Here is a 22136-nt window from a genome sequence, read left to right as displayed (position 1 = left end):
CCGACCGGATCGCTTGCAGCTGAAGTGAACTGGACGGTAGGGTCCTCGTCGCATGGGGTGCGATGGGTGCCACAGTGGCCGATTGCGGTGGGCGTGAGGGGGACCGAGTGAGCGACTTTTCAGTCGAGGTAGCCGACCTGAAAGGGTGGGCGGAGCAGGTGGGTCGGGCCCGAACCGATCTGTACACAGACACCTCAGGTCTGCCGGGTGGCAGTGGACCGTCGGCATCGGAGTACTCAGCTCCGACATAGTCCTGCTCTGCGCACAGGCCTGGATTGCGCCGTAACCGCTGTCGATCTCGTGCGGAGGTTTGCCGGTGTGCCGTACTCGAACGCTGTGAAGGCGATCGCATCGACTCCCACGTGGCGGAATCCGCGATCAACCTCCGATAGCCAATCTCCGCGGTAGGGACCGTCGTCCAGGCTCGGGATCCGGTCGTTTCGATAGTCTGCGAAATACTCGGCATCCGAGGCGAATTCGGCCGCACGACGCTCAGTGACGAGCTGGCGAACACTGTCGTCGCTACAACGGTGAAGGTTGACGCGGGCCTGGCCAAGTTTCTCGCACACCAGTTGCTATGTGGCGCACAGACATCCGCTGGGATCTTCTTCGGTCCGCCTGTCGCTGACATCAAGTAGGCCGTGGCGGCCCGAGGGTTGCGGCTCGAGGTCTATGAGCCCTCGGCGGATATCAAGCTCTCAGTGCATAGGCGCGCAGATCTAGGTCGAGATTCCGTGGCAGGAAACGGTCGATGTCTTGGTCGGCACCGATCCATCCGTCGTCGTCCATGGCTGTGCTGCCGCTGTAGCCTCGTCCCAGCAAATGGTAGCTGGCGCTGCAGGGGCGCGGAAGTCCGGTCTCGCCGAAGGTGGCACACCCTCGAGACCCCGCGGCGGAGACATGTAGGGTGTTCCCGGATTTCGTGCTGACCGACGTGTCGAATGCCGGTGTGGCGTTCACCGACACCTCGTTCGCCTGTCCGTGTCGCTCGGCGCGACCCTCTGATGCGTGAAGTAGCCTGCGCCTTAACCAATCTCGAGTTCGGTGTTCGTCATGCTCGTTTCAAACGATCTGGAGGACGCGTGGATGATCAGTGCTTTTCGGTGAGTTAGCCCAGCAGGACCAGCAGCCATGTTCGCCGACTGAGGCAAACCTTCGGCGAATGATGTTTGGCCACACCACGAACTCGAGGCTCGCCGACCCTTCGCGGTCGAGCAGATCCCCCAAAACTATCGTGCCCCGCGCACCGAGCGAGAGAAGACCTTGATCAAGTTGTTCAGCGAAATCCTCGGCGACGGCCGAGTCGGCATCGATGACAGTTCTTGCGCGCGGGGCGGGTTCGCCCTGCCGGTCACCCGGACGAACCGAGAGGCGGGCCTGTGATGATTCCGTTGTCGTTCGCGCAGCGCCGCCTGTGGTTCATCCATCGGCTGGAGGGGCCGTCGGCCACCTACAACATGCCGCTGACAGTCCGGTTGACCGGTCCGTTCGACCCGGCCGCCTTCGCGGCGGCGATCGGCGACGTCGTCGCCAGGCACGAGAGCCTGCGCACCGTCTTCGTGGAGGCCGAAGGCGTGCCCGGGCAGCGCGTGATCGACGCGGACCAGGTCGAGATACCGATCCTGATCACGGACGAGAAGCCGGCGGACCTGGACGCGTCGGTGCGCGCCGCCGCGCGGTATGCCTTCGATCTGTCGACCGAGATCCCCTTGCGCGCCAGCGTGTTCCGGTACGCGCCGGAAGAATGCGTGGTGATGCTGCTGATTCACCACATCGCGGGTGACGGCTGGTCGATGGCGCCGCTGCTGCGCGATGTGTCTCAGGCATACGCCGCTCGCCGCTCCGGGCGCGCCCCGGAGTGGGAGCAGCTGCCGGTGCAGTACGTCGACTACACGCTGTGGCAGCAGGAACTGCTCGGCTCGCAGTCGGACCCGGGCAGTCTGCTGTCGCGCCAGTTCGAGTACTGGCGCGCGGAGCTCGCGGGTCTGCCGGAGCAACTGCGGCTGCCCACCGACCGGCCGCGACCCCGGGCGGCCAGCTACAGCGGGGACACGCTGGTCTTCCAGATCGATCCCGAGATGCGCGCCGCCGTAGAGGGTTTGGCGAGCCGCGAAGGCGCGACGGTGTCGATGGTGTTGCAGTCGGCACTGGCGGTGCTGCTGTTCAAACTCGGCGCCGGCGAGGACATCCCGATCGGTTCGCCGATCGCGGGCCGCACCGACGACGCTCTGAACGAACTGGTCGGCTACTTCGTCAATACCTGGGTGCTGCGGGCCGCGGTCGATCCCGCGGCGTCGTTCACCGAGATCGTCGGCCAGGTGCGCGCGAAGGCGCTGGCCGCCTACGAGAATCAGGACATCCCGTTCGAGCTGCTCGTCGAGTTGCTCAACCCCGCGCGGTCGGCTTCGCACCATCCGCTGTTCCAAGTGCTGCTGAGCTTCCAGAACAACTCCGCCGCGACACTGGAGTTGTCGGGCGTCGAATTCGAACCCTATGGCCTGCCCGCGATGGCCTCGCAGTTCGACCTGACCTTCAATATCGGCGACGCGCCGGCGGGCTGGGACATGCACGTCGAGTACGCCACCGACCTGTTCGACCGGTCGACGATCGAGGCGATGGCAGCGCGGTTTGCCCGGATCCTGGGGGCTGTCGTCGCCGCGCCCGCCGCCCCGGTGGGCTCGATCGACGCACTCGAAGCGGACGAACGCGAGCTGGTGCTGCGGCGATGGAACGACACCGCGACCGAGGTGGACTCACAGGCCGACCTCGTCGAGTTGTTCCGGGCGCAACTCGAGCGGACGCCCGACGCGGTCGCGATCGTCCACGGTGACAACCAGATGACCTACGGCGAACTCGATTCCCGATCCAGTGCGCTGGCACGGCTGCTGCGGGCGCGCGGAGTACGGCCGGATGGCGTTGTGGCGGTGGCCTTGCCGAGGTCGGCGGAGCTGATCGTGGCGTTGCTCGCCGTGCTGAAATCCGGCGGTGCCTACCTGCCGATCGATCCCGGATACCCCTCGGACCGAGTGGCTTTCGTGCTCGCCGACGCCGCACCGGTTGTCGTGCTGACCGATTCCGCCACCGCGAAAGTGTTGCCGGACAACGAAACACCGCTGCTCTGCCTGGACACGATGGTCGCCGAAGACGCGGCAGGCATGGAGCCGGTGACCGGGGTGCGCCCGGAGAATCTGGCGTATGTGATCTATACCTCCGGGTCGACCGGCGTCCCGAAAGGCGTTGGTATCACCCACCGCAATGTGGTGACGCTGGTCGCGCAGGCGTGGGACGCGGGGCCCGGAGACCGGGTGCTGGTGCATTCCTCGATCGCCTTCGACGCGTCGACCTATGAGATCTGGCCCGCCCTGTGCGGTGGCGCGACCTTGGTGGTCGCCGGGGAACAGCGCTCGGATCTGGGGGAGATCACCCGGCTGGTGCAGACCGCGTCGGTGACGAAGATGTTCGCGACGCCGCCGTTGCTGTCCGCGCTCGTCGATCATGTGGAGGCGTTGCCCGACAACCCGCTCCGGAGCCTGCGGCAGGTGAATACCGGAGCGGACACGCTCACCGCGGGGCTGGTCGACGCGCTGAAGATCAAGTGCGGGATCGCGCGGGTGGACAACCTGTACGGCCCGACCGAGGCCACGGTGAACGTGACCTCGTACCCGATCCTCGACGATATCGTCGGCGAGGTCGTGCCGATCGGTGTGCCGGTCGCCGATGCGCGGGTGTTCGTGCTCGATTCGTGGTTGATGCCGGTCCCGGTCGGGGTCGCCGGTGAGCTGTATGTGGCCAGTGCTCAGCTGGCTCGGGGTTATCACAATCGGCCGGAGTTGACCGCCGCGCGGTTCGTGGCCGATCCGTTCGACCCGTCCGGCGGACGGCTGTACCGCACCGGCGATATGGTGCGCTGGACGGCGGGCGGGATGCTCGAGTTCGCGGGCCGGGTCGACGATCAGGTCAAGATCCGTGGCTTCCGGGTGGAGCCGGGTGAGGTCGAAACCGTACTGGCGCAGCATCCTTCGGTGTCCCAGGCGGTGGTGGTCGCACGCGACAGCGGCGGCGGCAAGCAGCTTGTCGGCTACGTGGTCGCCGACCGGACCGGTTCGGTCGAGGGCGACGGGCACGCGGACGGACTCGACGGCGGGCAGGTGCGCCGGTTCGCGGCCGAGCGGCTGCCGGACTTCATGGTGCCGTCGGTGGTCATGGTGATCGATTCGGTGCCGCTGACCGCGAGCGGGAAGTTCGATCGCGGTGCGCTGCCGGTGCCGGAGCTGACCTCGTCGGTGGCCTACCGGGCCGCGAGTACCCTGCAGGAGCAGATGCTGGCGGCCTTGTTCGCCGAGATCCTCGGCCACGACCGGGTCGGCGCCGACGACAATTTCTTCGCGCTCGGCGGCCACTCGCTGCTGGCCACCCGCTTGGTGAGCCGGATCCGGGTGGTGCTCGGCGTCGAGGTGCCCATTCGAACGGTCTTCGACGCGCCGACGGTGGCGCAGCTGGCGACCCGCCTCGGCGACCGTGCCCGGCCGCGGCCCGCACTGCAGGCCGGGCCGCGCCCGGACGCGGTGCCGCTGTCGTTCGCACAGCGGCGACTGTGGTTCCTGCATCGGCTGGAAGGTCCGTCCGCGACCTACAACCTGCCGTTGACGGCCCGGCTGCACGGCGTGGACGCGTCCGCGCTGAGCGCCGCGATCGGTGACGTCGTCGCCAGGCACGAGAGCCTGCGCACCATCTTCGTCGAGGCCGACGGTGTCCCGGTGCAGCGGGTCCTCGAGCCCGGCCGCATGCCGGTGACCGTCATCGAGACGGCGCCGGCCGAGCTGGCGGCGCGGGTGGACTCGGCGGTGCGGTACGCCTTCGACCTGTCCGCCGAGATTCCCGTGCGCGCCACCGTGTTCCGGTGCGGCGCCGACGACTGCGTGCTCGTCCTGTTGATCCACCACATCGCGGGCGACGGCTGGTCGATGGCGCCGCTGCTGCGCGATCTGTCGGTGGCCTACGCCGCGCGCCTGCGCGATCGGTCGCCCGGCTGGGCGCCGTTGCCGGCGCAGTATGTGGATTACACGCTGTGGCAACAGGAATTGCTCGGGTCGGCGGAGGATCCGGACAGCCTGGTGTCGGAGCAGTTCGAGTACTGGCGCGCCGAGCTCGACGGACTGCCCGAACAGCTGCGACTGCCCACCGATCGGCCGCGGCCCCGGGTGGCCAGCTACCGCGGGGACGTGGTGGCCTTCGGCATCGATGCGCCGTTGCGCGCCGAGGTGGAGCGGGTGGCCGCTCGCAGCGGTGCGACGGTGTCGATGGTGCTGCAGTCCGCGCTGGCGGTGCTGTTGTTCAAACTCGGTGCGGGCGAGGACATTCCGATCGGGTCGCCGATCGCCGGCCGCACCGACGACGCCCTCGGCGATCTGGTCGGGTTCTTCGTCAACAGCTGGGTGCTGCGGACGCGGGTGACCGCGGAGACGCCGTTCACCGAGCTCGTCGGTGAGGTCCGGTCGAAGGCGCTTGCCGGGTACGAGAATCAGGATGTTCCGTTCGAATTGCTGGTGGAGCTGCTGAATCCCGCTCGCTCGGCGGCGCATCACCCGCTGTTCCAGGTGTCGTTGGCATTTCAGAACAACACCGCCCCCGCCCTGGAGCTGCCCGGCGTCCGATTCGAGCCCTACGGCGCGTCCATTGCGACCGCGCGATTCGATCTGTTCTTCAATATCGCCGACGCGCCGGCCGGTCAGCCGTGGAACGGCCTGGTCGAGTACGCGACCGACCTGTTCGACCGGTCCACGGTCGAGGCCATGGCCGCGCGGTTGGTGCGGATCCTGCGGCAGCTGGCGGCCGACCCCGGCACGGCGGTCGGGTCCGTCGAGGTGCTCGACGCCGACGAGCGCGCGCTGGTGTTGCGCCGGTGGAACGACACCACCGTCCCGGTTGCCGAGGGCACCATCGTCGATGCGATCGATGCGCGGATCACCGCGTGCCCGGAGGCGACGGCACTCGTCTGCGGCGAGCTGGAGTTCTCCTATCGGGAGCTCGACGAGCGGGCCGATCGTCTTGCGCGGGTGTTGATCTCGCGCGGGGTGGGCCCGGACAGCGTTGTCGCGGTGGCATTGCCGAGGTCCGCCGAGCTGGTCGTGGCGCTGCTGGGCGTACTGCGGGCGGGCGGCGCGTATCTGCCGGTCGATCCGGCGTATCCGTCGGATCGGCTGGCGTTCATTCTCTCCGACGCCGCGCCGGTGCTCGTCGTGACCGACGCCGCGACCGCGGGCGCATTGCCGGAGACGGCCGCTCCGCACCTGATCTACGACACGGACATGACGGCCGATGAGTTCGCGCCCGCTCGGGCCGCCGGGCTGGGGCCGGACAATCTGGCGTACGTGATCTATACCTCCGGTTCCACCGGTGTGCCGAAAGGCGTTGGTATCACGCACCGTAACCTCGCCAGCCTGACCGCACAGGCGTGGCCGCTCGAGGCGGACGATCGGGTGCTGGCGCACTCCTCGATCGCCTTCGACGGCTCCACCTATGAGATCTGGCCGACGCTGGCGCGTGGCGCGGCCGTGGTGGTGGCGCGCGAAGCGCGGTCGGATCTGCTGGAGATAGCCGAGCTGGCGGCTACCCGCTCGGTGACGAAGATGTTCTCGACGCCGCCGATGCTGTCGGCCCTGATCGACCACGCCGATTCCCTGCCGGACAATCCGCTGCGGGGTATGCGGCAAATCATCGTCGGCGGCGCCGAAGTCACGGGCGATCTCGTTCGCAAACTGACGGCGACGTCCGCCGGTGTCCGGCTCCTGAACGGGTACGGGCCTACCGAAACCACGGCCTGCGTCACCAGTCACGACATCGTGGCCGACGCAGTCCCCATTCCGATCGGGCGGCCGCTGGGGAATGTGCGGGTGTTCGTGCTGGATTCGCGGTTGCTGCCGGTGCCGATCGGCGTCCCCGGCGAACTGTACGTCGCGGGCGCGCAATTGGCGCGCGGCTATCGCGGACGGGCGGCACTGACCGCCGCGCGGTTCGTGGCCGACCCGTTCGACCCGGCCGGGGGCAGGCTCTATCGCACCGGTGACGTAGTGCGCTGGAATCGTGACGGGGAGTTGCAGTTCGTCGGCCGGGTCGATGACCAGGTCAAGATCCGCGGCTTCCGCGTCGAACCCGGCGAGATCGAAAACCAGCTGGCGCGGCATCCCGCGGTTTCGCGGGCGGTGGTGATCGCGCACGACGCGAACGGCGGCGGCAAGCAGCTCGTCGGTTACGTTGTCGCGGACCGGTCCGCACCGGGCGGCGCGGAACTCGACGGCGCGGACGTGCGCGCGTTCGCGGCCGAGCGGCTGCCCGACTACATGGTGCCCGTCGCGGTGCTGGTGCTGGACTCGGTGCCGCTCACCGCCAACGGGAAGGTCGATACAGCCCGGCTGCCGGTGCCGGAGATCACCTCCGTGGCACGGTATCGCGCACCGCGTACCGCCGAGGAGCGGATCCTGACCGCGGTGTTCGCCGAGCTGCTCGGCCTCGACCGGGTGGGTGTCGACGACGGCTTCTTCGAGCTGGGCGGCGACAGCATCCGCTCGATCCAAGTGGTCTCGCGGGCACGGGAACTCGGGGTCGAGATCAGTCCGCGGGAGGTGTTCGAGCATCAGACGGCCGCGGCGCTGGCCGCCGTGGCGGCCGGGCGCGAGGTGTCCGCACCGGTGCTGACGGAACTGCCCGGCGGCGCGGCCGGGTGGTCCCCGCTGCTGCCCGCCGCGCGATTCGTGCGCGAGCTCGGCGCCGGATTCGACAGTTTCGCGCAGTCGATGCTGCTGGAGCTGCCGGTCGGCATCGACCGGGCGGGCCTGACGGCGACCTTGACCGCGCTGCTCGAGCGACACGGTGTGCTGCAGTCGCGGCTGATTGACGACGAGCGGGGCGCCGGGCTCGAGGTGGCCCCGGCCGGCGCGGTCGAGGTCGACGGATTGCTGCACTGCGTCGAAATCCCTGCCGCCGAACACGATTCGGAGGAACGAAGCTCGGTGATCACCGAGCAGGTCCGCGCGGCGACGCGACGTCTGGCTCCGGCGGCGGGGGTGATGATCCAGTTCGTGTGGTTCGACTCCGGCCCCGCCGCGGCGGGCCGGCTGTCGATCGTCGCCCACCACCTGGTGATCGACGCCGTCTCGTGGCGAATTCTGCTGCCGGACTTGGCTTCCGCGTGGCGGGATGTCGCGGCGGGGATGACGCCGGTGCTGCCCGCGGTGGGCACCTCGATGCGCCGCTGGGCGCACGGGTTGGCCGAGCAGGCTGTCACGCCGCGAGTAGTCGACCAACTGCCTTGGTGGCGTGCGGTTCTGGACGCGCCCGACCCGATGCTGGGCCGGCGGCCGTTGGATCCGGCCGTCGACGTCATGGCGACCGTCGAACAGGTGAGTGTTCAGCTTCCGGCGGCGGCCAGCGAAGCGCTGTTGACGGCGTTGCCCACGGCGTTGCACGGCGGGGTCGAGGACGGTTTGCTGGCGGCTTTGGCGGCTGCGGTCACCCGTTGGCGCGACGAGGCCGAGGGCCGAACCGACTGTGCCCGTACGGAATCGGTGGTGATCCGGCTGGAGGGACACGGCCGCGAAGAGGACGCCGTTCCCGGTGCCGACCTGTCGAGCACCGTCGGCTGGTTCACCAGCATGTACCCGGTGCGAGTGTCGGCGCGGGCGCAGTGGGATCAGCTCTGCGCCGGTGGTTCCGCGGCGGGCGCGCTGGTCAAGTCGGTCAAGGAGCAGCTGCGTGCGGTGCCGGACAAGGGCATGGGCTACGGACTGCTGCGCTACCTCAATCCCGATACCGCCGCTGTGCTGCAACAGTTCTCGCCCGGCCAGATCGGATTCAACTACCTCGGCAGGCTCACCACCGCGGATCTGCTGCCACAGCGGTGGCAGGGTGCCGGCTGGACCCCGGCCGGTGACGCGGCAGCCGCCGCGGCTCCCGACCCGGCGCTGCCGGCGCTGGCCGTCCTGGATGTCACCGCGATGGTGGTCGACACCGGCGAAGGCCCTGTGCTGCAAGCGGTCCTGGCCGCGCCGACGGGCGTGCTGACCAAGGCCGAGACCGCGCGCCTGGCCGAACTGTGGCGCGACGCGCTGACCGGCCTCGCCCGATACGCCGCGACACCGGGCGCGGGCGGCCTCACCCCATCGGATCTGACGCTGGTCCGGCTGGGGCAGCACGACATCGACGGCCTCGAGGCGCGTTATCCGGGTCTGGTCGATGCGTGGCCGCTGACGCCGATGCAGGCGGGGCTGTTGTTCCATCAGGCGCTGGCGGGTCCGGGCCTGGACGCGTACCACATGCAGGTGGCGTTCGGGCTGACCGGGCCGGTCGAGCCCGAGCGGATGCGGGCCGCGGGTCAGGGCCTGCTGGACAGGTATCCGAATCTGCGGGCGGCATTCACCCCCGGCCCTGACGGCCATCCGATCCAGGTGGTCGTCTCCGGAGTCGAACTGCCTTGGCGGACAGTGGATTTGCGCCAGCTCGGCGAGGCCGATCGGGAGGCGGCGGAGCAGCGGCTGCTCGCCGAGGATCAGCGCGAGCACTTCGATATGGCGGTCCCGCCCCTGCTGCGCCTGACGCTGGTGCTGCTGAGCGATGAGCGCTCGAAGCTGGTGCTGACCACCCATCACGTGCTGACCGACGGCTGGTCGCTGCCGCTGGTGATCCGGGAACTGTTGCACCTCTACGGTTCCGGCGGGGCAGTAGCGGACCTGCCGCAGCCGCCCAGCTACCGCGATTTCCTGAAGTGGCTGGGGGAGCAGGACTCCGAGGCGGGCGTGCGCGCGTGGCGCCGGGAACTCGACGGCGTCACCGAGCCCACCCTCCTCGCGAGCAGCGTGCGCGGCACCGACGGCGATGCCGAGATAGCGCGGTTCGAGGTACCCCTGACCGCCGAGATCGGTGCGGCGATCAACCGGCGGGCCGGCGAACTGGGCGTCACGGTGAACACAGTCGTCCAGGCGGCCTGGGGCATCCAGCTCGCCGCCGTGACCGGACGCCACGACGTGACCATCGGCGCGACCGTGTCGGGCCGTCCGCCGGCGATCGCCGGGGTGGACGCGATGATCGGCTTGTTCATCAACACCGTGCCCGTGCGGGTGCGCTTCGGTTCCGGTGACACCGTGGCCGAGCTGCTCACCGATCTGCAGGCGCGGCAGACCGCGCTGCTGGACCACCATCATGTCGGCCTGAGCGAGATCCACCAGGCCGCCGGGGTGTCCGTCCTGTTCGACACGCTGATCGCGTTCGAGTCCTACCCCGTGGACCGCGCCGGGATCGCCGAGGTCACCGACGCCAGCGGGATAGCGATCACCGATTTGCGGCCGAATGCCGCGACGCACTATCCGCTGACGGTCATCGCCGGCGCCGAACCGACGTTGACGCTGTACCTCGAGTACCGCACCGACGACGTCGATCGTGCCACCGTCGAGGCGATGGCGGGCCGGCTGGTGCGCATCCTGCGGCAGGTCGTGGCCGACCCGGCGGTGCCGGTGGTCTCGATCGACCTGCTCGGCGCCGACGAGCGTGACCTGGTGCTGCGCCGCTGGAACGACACCGCTCTCGACGTCCCCGGCAGCACCGCCGTCGGGCTGTTCGAGGCGCAGGTCGCCCGCACGCCGGATGCGAACGCTCTGCTTTTCCGGGACAGCGCGGTGTCGTATCGCGAACTCGACAGCCGAGCCGCGCAGTTGGCGCGGGTGTTGCGGGCGCGTGGCGTGGGCTCGGACAGCGTCGTCGCGGTCGCGCTGCCGCGGTCGGTGGAGTTGATCGTGGCGCTGCTCGCGGTGTGGAAGGCGGGTGGTGCGTATCTGCCGATCGATCCGGCGTATCCGTCGGATCGGCTGGCGTTCATTCTGTCCGATGCCGCACCGGTCGTCGTGGTGACCGACCGCGCCACCGCGAGCATCCTGCCCGACACCACGGCACCGCTGTATCTGGACGCGCTCGATCCCGCCGAGGCAGCGCAGCCCGCGGTCTCCGGTGCCGCACCGCAGAACCTGGCGTACGTGATCTACACCTCCGGTTCGACCGGTGTGCCGAAAGGCGTTGGTATCACGCACCGTAACGTGGTGAACCACGTTTCGCAGGGTTGGTTGACCGGCCCCGCCGAGCGGGTGCTCGTGCACTCGTCGATGGCTTTCGACGCCTCGACCTACGAAATGTGGGCGGCCCTGTGCGCCGGTGCCGGTCTGGTGCTGGCGGGTGAATTGCGTTCGGATCCGCGCGAAATGCTCGACCTGGTCGAGAACCACTCGGTGACACGACTTTTCGCTACTCCCGCACTGTTGGCCGTGCTGCTCGACTACGCGGAAACGCTGCCCGGCAATCCGTTCCAGGGTCTCGCACAGGTGATCGCCGGCGGCGCGGAGCTTTCCGCGGCACTGGTGCGGAGGGTCCGGGCCACGGCCGCGGACGTGCAGGTGCTCAACGGCTACGGGCCCACCGAGACCACCGTGTTCGCCACCACCTTCCCCGCGGACGCGGATTCGGCGAGCTCGGTGCCGATCGGGCGGCCCTTGGCGAATATGCGCACGTACGTGCTGGATTCGTGGCTGCGGCCGGTCCCGATCGGCATCGCCGGTGAGTTGTATGTGGCCGGTGCGCAGCTGGCACGCGGATATCAGGGCCGGCCGGGCTTGTCGGCCTCACGGTTCGTCGCCGACCCGAACGATCCGGCGGGCGGCCGGTTGTATCGCACCGGGGACGTGGTGCGCTGGACCTCGGCGGGAGCGCTGGAGTTCGTCGGACGCGTCGACGATCAGGTCAAGATCCGTGGCTTCCGCGTCGAACCCGGAGAGATCGAATCCGTACTGGCGCAACATCCCTCGGTCTCACAGGCGGTGGTCGTCACCCGTGACACCGAGACCGGCGGCAAACAGCTGATCGGCTATGTGGTGGCAGACCGGGCCGACGGCGGAGAGATCCGGGAGTTCTTGGCCGAGCGCCTGCCCGACTTCATGGTGCCGGCGGCCGTGATGGTGCTCGACGTGATGCCGCTGACCGCGAACGGAAAACTGGATCGCAAGGCCCTGCCCGACCCCGAGGTGACCTCGACGCGCCGTTACCGCGCGCCGGCGTCGCCGGCGGAGAGCGTGCTGGTCACGGTCTTCGCGGAGGTCCTCGGCCTGGATCGAGTCGGCGTGGACGACAGCTTCTTCGAGCTGGGCGGAGACAGCATCCGGTCCATCCAGGTGGTGGCGCGGGCCCGGGAACTGGGCGTGGAGATCAGCCCGCGCGAGGTGTTCGAGCACCAGACGGCCGCGGCGCTGGCCGCGGTGGCGAGCGGGCGGGACGCGGCAGCGCCGGTACTCGCGGAGCTGCCCGGCGGTGGAACCGGGTGGATGCCGCTGCTGCCGGTCGCGCGCTTCGTGCGCGAATTGGGCGGCGAATTCGACAGTTTCACGCAGATGATGGTGCTCGACCTGCCGGTAGGCATCGATCGGGCGGGCCTGGTGGCCACGTTGTCGGCGGTGCTCGACCGCCATGACGTGCTGCGATCGCGGCTGGTCGACGACGAGCGCGGGCCCGGACTGGACGTGGCGCCGGCGGGCTCGGTGAACGTGGAGCAGCTGGTGACCCAGGTGCCGGTGTCCTCGGAGACGGCCGGGTCGGTGATGTCGGAGATGGCGGCCGCGGTACAGCGGTTGGCGCCCGGCGCCGGAGTGATGGCGCAGTTCGTGTGGTTCGACGCAGGGCCGGACAAGGCGGGCCGGTTGGCCGTAGTAGCGCATCACTTGGCCGTCGACGGCGTCTCGTGGCGAATCCTGCTGCCCGACTTCGCCAATGCGTGGCAGGAGGTGTCGGCCGGACGCACGCCGGTGCTGCCGAGGACCGGAACCTCCCTGCGCCGTTGGGGCCATGGACTGGTCGAGCAGGCGGCCCGCCCCGAACGGGTGGCCGAGTTGCCCTGGTGGCGTTCGGTTCTCGACGGACCCGATCCGCTGCTCGGCAGCAGGCCACTGAACCCGGCGATCGACCTCGTGGCCGACGTGGGGCACGCCCTCGTCCGTATTCCGGTGCCCGACACCGAGATACTGCTCACCGCACTGCCCGCGGCCTTCCACGCCAGCGCCGAGGACGGGCTGCTGGCCGCCTTGGCGACGGCCGTGCGACGCTGGCGCGAGCTCGACGGTGTGCACGAGGAGTCGGTGCTGATCCGGCTGGAGGGGCACGGGCGCGAGGAGGACACCGTGCCCGGCGCCGACCTTTCGACGACGGTCGGGTGGTTCACCAGCATGTACCCGGTGCGGGTGACCGCGTCCGGAGTGGACTGGACCGAGCTGCGCGCCGGCGGGCCGGCCGTCGGCGCACTCGTCAAATCGGTGAAAGAGCAGTTGCGGGCGGTGCCCGGCAAGGGTGTGGGCTACGGGCTGCTGCGCTACCTGAACCCCGAGACGGCCCAAGCGCTGCAACCGTATTCGGCCGGGCAGATCGGCTTCAACTATCTCGGCCGGTTCACCTCGACCGATCTGCTGCCGAACCGGCTGCGCGGCGCGGGCTGGACGCCTTCGGTCCAGGCCGAACAGCTGACCACGCCGATGGATCCGGCGATGGGGTCGACGCCCGCGCTGGCCGCCCTCGATGTGAACACGATCGTGCTCGACACCGCCGAAGGACCGGTGCTGCAAGCCATCTTCGCCTCGCCCACGGCGATCATCGGCGAGTCCGAGCTCCAGGAGCTGGCGGCGCTCTGGCGGGAGGCGGTCGACGGGCTCGTCGCGCATATCTCGGCGGGCGGCGGCGGGCTGACCCCCTCGGACGTGCTGGCGCCGAACCTCGATCAAAGCGAAATCGAGGTGCTGGAACAGCGGTATCCGGGCCTCACCGACGTGTGGCCGTTGACGTCGATGCAGTCGGGCTTGCTGTTCCATCAGGAACTGGCCGGTGCGGGCTTCGACGCCTACCACATGCAGATCGTCCTCGGCCTGGTCGGCGAGGTGGATGTCGAGCGGATGCGCTCGGCCGGGCAGGGACTGCTGGATCGATACGAGAACCTGCGCGTCGGGTTCGTCACCGATCGGCGCGGCGACGCGATTCAGGTCGTCCTCGACGAGGCGGAATTGCCCTGGCGGGTAGTCGATTTGCGTGAGCTGCCGGACGGCGAACGGGAGGCGGCGCTGGAGCGGCTGCTCGCCGAGGACCGGGACGCGCACTTCGATATGACGGTGCCGCCGCTGCTCCGGTTGATGGTGGTGCGGACCGGCCCGAACCGCTCCGAGCTGGTCCTGACAGCGCATCACGTGCTGTTGGACGGGTGGTCGTTGCCGCTGCTGATCGTGGACCTGTTCGCTCGCTACGGCGGTTCCGGCGCGCCCGCGCCCGCCGCCGAGTACAAGCACTTCCTGAAGTGGTTGGGGGAGCAGGACTTCGAGGCGGGCGTGCAGGCTTGGCGCCGGGAGCTCGACGGCGTGCACGAGCCGACCCTGCTCGCCGACAGCGTGCGCGGAACAGATCAGCCCGATACGGCGGCGCTGCCGGAGGTGGCGCGCATCGAGGTGCCGCTGTCGCCGGAGACTGCCGCGGCACTGTCCCGGCGCTCGGCGGAGCTCGGGATCACTTTGAGCACCATCGTGCAGGGCGGGTGGGGGATTGTCCTCGCCGCGGCGACGGGCAGCCACGACGTGATCGCCGGGGCCACCGTGTCGGGTCGCCCGCCGGAGATTGCCGGTGTGAACTCGATGGTCGGCCTGTTCATCAACACCGTGCCCGTCCGGGTGCGTTTCGGCGCGGCGGACACGCTGGCCGACCTGCTGACCGACCTGCAGGCCCGCCAGACGACCCTGCTCGACTACCACCATGTCGGCCTGAGCGAGATCCATCGGGCCGTCGGCGTGCAAGTCCTGTTCGACACCCTCCTCGTGTTCGAGTCCTACCCGGTCGATCACGCCGGTATCGGGGCGGTCGCGGATACCGGCGGTCTCGCCCTGCGCGACTCGCGCCCGAACGCGCCGACGCACTACCCGCTGACGGTCATCGCGAACACCGCGCCGACCCTGACTCTGCAATTCGAGTACCGCCCCGGCTCCTTCGATCGGCCGACGGTCGAGGCGCTGGCCGGGCGGCTGGGCCGGATTCTGCGGCAGGTGGCGACCGACCCGGACGCGCCGGTGCGCTCGGTGGACCTGCTGGGCGCCGACGAACGCGAGCTGGTGCTGCGACTGTGGAACGACACCGCCGCCGCGATCGAGCCCGGCCGCACTCTGGTGGGCATGTTCGAGGCCCAGGTGCTCAGGTCGCCGGAGGCGGTCGCCCTGCTGGACGCCGACACCGAGGTGACGTATCGGGATCTCGCTCACCGCGCCGATCTCCTTGCGCGGGAGCTGGTTTCGCGTGGCGTCGGGGCGGACAGCGTCGTCGCCGTCGCGGTTCCTCGGTCGGTGGAGTTGATCGTGGCGCTGCTCGCGGTGTTGCGAGCGGGCGGTGCGTATCTGCCGATCGACCCGGCCTATCCCTCGGATCGGCTGGCGTTCATCCTCACCGACGCCGCACCGGTCGTGGTACTGACCGATCACGCAACCGCGGGCATTCTGCCCGACACGGCGATTCCGCACCTGCACCTGGACACGCTGGAACTCACCGAAGCGGCGGAACGAGTCGACCGGGCGGCGGTCCGGCCGGACAACCTCGCGTACCTGATCTACACCTCCGGGTCGACCGGTGTGCCCAAGGGCGTTGCCGTCACGCATCACAACGTGGCGAATCTGGTGAGCCAGCGGTGGTCTACCGGTCCGAACGAGCGCGTGCTCATGCACACGTCGGTGTCGTTCGACGTCTCCACCTACGAGATCTGGCCGACGCTGTGCGGCGGCCACACGCTCGTGCTGACCGGTGAATTGCGTTCGGACCCGGCCGAAATGGTCGAGTTGATCGAATCCAGGTCGGTGACGCGGGTGTTCTCGACGCCGGGCCTGCTGCCCGCACTGCTCGACCGCGTGGAGACCGCGCCGGGCCGGCCGTTGCGCAGCCTGGCCCAAGCGGTCGTCGGCGGCGCGGAAGTGACCACCGCGCTGGCGCGGCGGCTGTGGGAACTCGCGCCCGAGATCGAGATCGTAAACGGTTACGGGCCGACAGAGGCCACGGTGTTCGCGACGGTATGTGTCGCCGACCGGGGTGCGACGGACGGGTCGGTTCCGATCGGTCGTCCTTTGACGAATGTGCGTGCGTTGCTGCTGGATTCGTGGCTGCGGCCGGTCCCGGTCGGAGTCGCGGGTGAGTTGTATCTGGCCGGAGCCCAAACGGCCCGTGGCTATTTCGGCCGTGCGGCGCTGACCGCCGCCCGGTTCGTGGCCGACCCGTTCGATCCGTCCGGCGGGCGGCTGTATCGCACCGGCGACGTGGTGCGCTGGAATCGCGACGGGCAGGTGGAGTTCCTCGGCCGCGTCGACGATCAGGTCAAGATCCGGGGATTCCGGATCGAGCCCGGCGAGGTCGAAAGGGTGCTCGCGGAGCATCCCTCGGTGTCGCGGGCGATCGTCGTCGCGCACGACACCGGCAACGGCGGCAAGCAGCTGGTCGGCTATGTGCTGGCCGAGCGCGACGGCGTCCGGCCGGACGGGGGACAGGTACGCGAGCACGCCGCACGGCGGCTGCCGGAGTACATGGTGCCCGCCGCGGTGCTGGTGATCGACTCGGTGCCGTTGACCGTGAGCGGAAAGCTCGACGTCCGGGCGCTGCCCGCGCCGGAGTTCGCCTCGTCGGCGGAGTACCGCGCGCCGCGCGGCGACGACGAGCGGGTGCTGGCCGAGCTGTTCGGTGAGGTGCTCGGTCGCGACCGGATCGGCGTGGACGACAACTTCTTCGAGCTCGGCGGCCATTCCCTGCTGGCGACCCGCCTGGCCAGCCGGATCCGGGCGGTGCTCGGCATCGAGGTGCCGATCCGGGCGGTCTTCGACGCGCCGACAGTGGCGCTGCTGGCGACCCGGCTCGACGCCGGCGCGCAGCTGCGCGCCCCGCTGGCGGTCCGGTCTCGCCCCGAGGTGATTCCGGCGTCGTACGCGCAGCGGCGGCTCTGGTTCATTCACCGGTTGGAAGGGCCGTCGGCGACCTACAACATTCCGCTCGCGGTGCGGATGCGCGGGTTGGATGTGGCGGTCTTGCGCGCGGCGATCGGCGATGTGATCGCCAGGCACGAGAGCCTGCGCACCGTGTTCGTCGAAGCCGACGGCATCCCGGCACAGCGGGTGCTCGACCTGGACTCGGTCGAGGCTCCCGTGGTCGTCGCCGACGCGGACCCCGCCGAGCTGGATTCGGCGGTGGCCACGGCCGTGCGCTACGGCTTCGACCTGTCCAGTCAGATCCCGCTGCGGGTCACCGTGATTCGGCCAGGCACGCCGGACTGTGTGGTGGTGCTGGTGGTCCATCACATCGCCGGGGACGGCTGGTCGATGGCGCCGCTGCTGCGGGACCTGTCGGTGGCCTACGCTGCCCGACTCGGGCAGCGGGCGCCGCAGTGGGAGCCGTTGCCCGTGCAGTACGTGGATTACACGCTCTGGCAACAGGATCTGCTCGGTTCGGCCGACGAGCCAGGGAGCCTGCTGGCGCGGCAGTTCGAGTACTGGCGCACCGAACTCGCGGACCTGCCCGAGCAGTTGCGCCTGCCGGCCGATCGCCCGCGCCCACGGGTGGCGAGCTATCGCGGCGACATGGTGTTGTTCGACATCGATGCCGAACTGCGGGCCGGCGTGGAGCGGCTGGCGGCCCGGGAGGGCGCGACGGTATCGATGGTGCTGCAGTCGGCGCTGGCCGTGCTGCTGTTCAAACTCGGTGCGGGCGAGGATATTCCGCTCGGCTCGCCGATCGCGGGCCGCACCGACGAGGCGCTGGCGGACCTGGTGGGCTTCTTCGTCAACACCTGGGTGCTGCGGACGCGACTGTCCCCGGGCGCGGCGTTCACCGAGATCCTCGGCCAGGTCAGGGCGAAAGCGCTGGCCGCGTACGAGAATCAGGACGCGCCGTTCGATTTGCTCGTGGAGCTGCTCAACCCGACGCGTTCGGCGGCCCATCACGCGCTGTTCCAGGTGACCCTGGCGTTCCAGAACAACAGCCTGGCCAACCTCGAGCTGCCCGGCGTCGGTTTCGAGCCGTACAACGCGTCCCTGGCCGCCTCGCGATTCGACCTGTTCTTCAATATCGCCGACACGCCGGCAGGCATGCCGTGGAGCGGGCTCATCGAGTACGCGACCGACCTGTTCGACCGGTCGACAGTGCAGGCGCTGGCAGCGCGGTTCGTGCGCGTCGTGCGGGCGATAGCGACGGATCCTGGTGCGGCGGTGGGGTCTATCGATGTCCTCGACGCCGACGAACGCGAGACGGTGTTGCGCCGGTGGAACGACCGGACGATCGAGCTCGCTCCGGACGGGACCCTCGTCGGGTTGTTCGAGGCGCAGGCGGCTCGGACGCCAGCGGCGGTCGCCGTGGTCTGCGCCGGTGTCGAGGTGTCGTATCGGGAGCTCGACGCCCGCGCCGGGCGGTTGGCGGAAACGCTGAATTCCCTTGGTGTGGTGCCGGACAGCGTCGTCGCCGTCGCGGTGCCGCGGTCGGTGGAGTTGATCGTGGCGTTGCTCGCGGTGTGGAAGGCGGGTGGTGCGTATCTGCCGATCGATCCGGCGTATCCGTCGGATCGGCTGGCATTCATGCTCTCCGATGCCGCACCGGTCGTCATGGTGACCGAGCGCGACACCGCCGAGGCCCTGCCGGACACCTCCGTGCCGTGCCTGTATCTGGACGAACCCGAAGTTGCGGGCGTGGTGACCGGATGCCGCCCGGTTGTGCGGCCACAGAACCTGGCGTATGTGATCTACACCTCCGGTTCGACCGGTGTGCCGAAAGGCGTTGGTATCACGCATCGCAACGTGGCGACGCATGTTTCTCAAGGCTGGTTGACCGGCCCCGACGAACGTGTACTCGTGCATTCGTCGATGGCTTTCGACGCCTCGACCTACGAAATGTGGGCGGCCCTGTGCGCCGGTGGCGGCTTGGTGCTGGCGCGCGAGTCGCGTTCGGACCCAGGGGAGATGCTCGAACTGGTCGGGAAGCATTCGGTGACACGACTTTTCGCGACACCTGCGCTGCTTTCGGTGTTGCTGGAGCGGGCCGAAGCATTGCCCGGCAACGCATTCGACGGTGTGACCCAGGTGATCGCCGGTGGTGCGGAGCTTTCCGCGGATCTGGTGCGCAGGTTCCGCGCCGTCGCCACCGAGGTCGAACTGGTCAACGGCTACGGCCCGACCGAGACCACGGTGTTCGCGACGACCTTCGCCGTTGGCCCGGACCCGGAGGGCGCGGTGCCCATCGGGCGGCCGCTGGGGAACATGCGCGCGTTCGTCCTGGATTCGGGCTTGCGTCCGGTCCCGGCCGGCGTTTCCGGCGAGTTGTACATCGCCGGAGCGCAATTGGCGCGCGGCTACCGGGGCAGGTCCGGTTTGACCGCGTCCCGATTCGTGGCCGACCCCTTCGACCCCACGGGCGGGCGGCTCTACCGCACCGGCGACGTGGTGCGGTGGACCCCGGCCGGCACGATCGAGTTCGTCGGCCGGGTCGATGATCAGGTCAAGATCCGCGGCTTCCGGGTGGAGCCCGGCGAGGTGGAGAACGTGCTGGCACAACACCCCGGGGTTTCGCAGGCGGTGGTGGTCGCACGGGAGACCGATACCGGCGGCAAACAGCTGATCGGCTACGTGGTGCCCGAGCGCTCCGGACCGGCCGTCGGTGAAGACGAACTGGTCGGCCAGTGGCTGCGGGTCTACGACGAACTGTATTCCGCCACAGGCGAACCCGACGGCGCTGCGGACGACGGCGGTGTGCCGTTCGACGCGGACTTCGGCGGCTGGAACAGCAGCTACACCGGCGGTGCGATCGCGCTGGATCAGATGCGGATTTGGCAGTCCGCCACGGTCGAGCGGATTCGCGGGCTCGCGCCGCGGCGCGTGCTGGAGATCGGCGTCGGGTCCGGCTTGCTGCTGTCGCAGGTGGCCCCGGACTGCGAAGAGTATTGGGCGACGGACTTTTCCGCCGCGACCATCGATACGCTGCGGCGCCGCCTCGGCGAGCTGGAGGAGGACTGGGTCGGCCGGGTCGAGCTGAGCGTGCGGGGCGCCGACCACACCGACGGGCTGCCGGAGAACTACTTCGACACCGTGGTGTTGAACTCGGTCATCCAGTACTTCCCCGGTGAGCAGTACCTGCGCCGAGTACTCGACGGGATCCTGCGGCTGCTGGCCCCCGGTGGCGCGGTGTTCATCGGCGACGTCCGGAACCTGGCGCTGCTGACGGAGTTCAGCACCGCGGTCCAGATCGCGCGCAACGGCGGCGAGGAACCCGCGGCGGTGCTCGATCGGGTCAAGCGGGACATCGCCGCCGAGCAGGAGTTGCTGCTCGCGCCCGAGTACTTCCCGGCGCTGGCCCGCGTCCTCGACTTCGAGGCCGTCGACGTCGAGCTCAAACGCGGATACGCGGTGAACGAGCTCACGCGGTACCGGTACGACGTGGTCCTGCGTAAGGCTCCGGCGGCACCGCTGTCGGTCGCCGAAACGCCCAAAGCCGAGTTCCGCGACCATGTTTGGCTGCACGCGCTGCTGCGCGACCGGCGCCCCGGCGGCCTTCGGGTCACCGGAATCCCGCACGCCGGGCTGACGGGTCAGATCGAGGCTGTGCAGCAGATCCAGGCGGGCCGGCCGGTGCTCGCCGACGGGCCGGACGCTGCGTCCGCGGTCGGTTTCGAGGGCATAGTCGGCGACCACGCCGCGCGGCTCGACATCGGCCTGCTGCCCGAGGACCTGCACGTACTCGGCGAGCGGTTCGGCTACACCACGGCGGTCACCTGGTCGGCCACCACGGGCCAGATGGAGGCGGTCTTCCTCGACGCCGCCACCGTGGCGGAGCGGCCGCTGACCGGCGTGTACCTGCCCGAGGAGTCCCTCGCCGAACCGGCGCGGTACGCCAACAGCCCGCAGGCCGGACTGCTCGCCGCCGAGGTCCGCCGGTGGGCGGGGGAGCGACTGCCGGAGTTCATGGTGCCCGCCACGGTGCTCGCGCTGGACAGCATGCCGTTGACGGCCAACGGAAAGATCGACCGCGCCGCGCTGCCCGACCCGGAGTTGTTGTCCGGCAACGAGTATCGCGGTCCACGCACCGAGCGGGAGCGGACGCTGACGGAGTTGTTCGCCGAGATCCTCGGACTCGACCGCGTCGGCATCGACGACGATTTCTTCGCGCTCGGCGGGCACTCCCTGCTGGCCACTCGCCTCACCAGCCGGATCAGGGCGGTGGTCGGCGTCGACGTCCCGGTCCGGTTGATCTTCGACGCGCCCACCGTCGCCGAGCTCGCGACCCGGCTCGGCGAAGGCGGCGTCGCCGGCACGGACTTCGATCCGGTCCTGATGCTGAAGAGTTCGGGCTCGCGCGAGCCGCTGTGGTGCCTGCACCCGGGTGGCGGCCTCGGCTGGTTCTACCAGCACCTCGGACGGCAGCTGCCCGACCGGCCGGTGTACGCCATCCAATCGCGTGGTCTGGATGGCGGGCCGACCGCGGGCTCCATGCAGGAGATGGTGGCGGACTACATCGATCGGATGCGGACCATCCAGCCCGAGGGGCCCTACCACCTGCTCGGCTGGTCCTACGGCGGCGTCGTCGCGCAGGCGATGGCGGCCGAATTGTCCAGGCGTGGAATCCCGGTGGGATTCGTGGGTGTCCTGGACAGCGAGCCGCCGCAGGGCGCGATCGCGGACGCCGACATCACCGATGAGCAAGCCATGGCCGGTATCCAGGCCTGGGCCGACGACCGGTTCGGGGACCAGCTCGAGGCCCCCGTCATCCAGGAGTTGGTGCAGCGTCTGACAAAGGTGCTCGTCAACAACTGCAAACTGTGGGAGGGCTACACCTCACCCTTCTACGACGGCGACCTGACGGTCTTCGGCGCCACCCTCGACGTGACCGGAAACCGCCGAGCCGACGTCGAGCGCGAGCTCGAACAAGCCTGGCGCTCCTACATCGGCGGCCGCATCGAAGTCATCGAAATGGACTGTGCCCACGGCGACTTCGACCGGCCGGAAACCATGAGTCTGGTAGGCCGAATGCTGCACGACCTCATGTGACCGTCACCCGGTTTCCGGGTGCGACCAGAA

General features: G+C 69.4%; 1 protein-coding gene. It reads left to right on the top strand.

From position 1 onward, the window contains the following. Window positions 1–1382 precede the first annotated feature (1382 nt). Entirely contained in the window at window positions 1383–22106 is a 20724-nt protein-coding gene (locus IBX22_RS00580) for a non-ribosomal peptide synthase/polyketide synthase (protein ID WP_194815485.1), read from the top strand. Window positions 22107–22136: the final 30 nt, after the last annotated feature.

The sequence above is a fragment of the Nocardia sp. XZ_19_385 genome, from assembly GCF_015355755.1.
GTDB lineage: Bacteria > Actinomycetota > Actinomycetes > Mycobacteriales > Mycobacteriaceae > Nocardia.
Note: the sequence above shows the minus strand (reverse complement) of the source record. Positions and strands in the feature narration are given on the sequence as shown.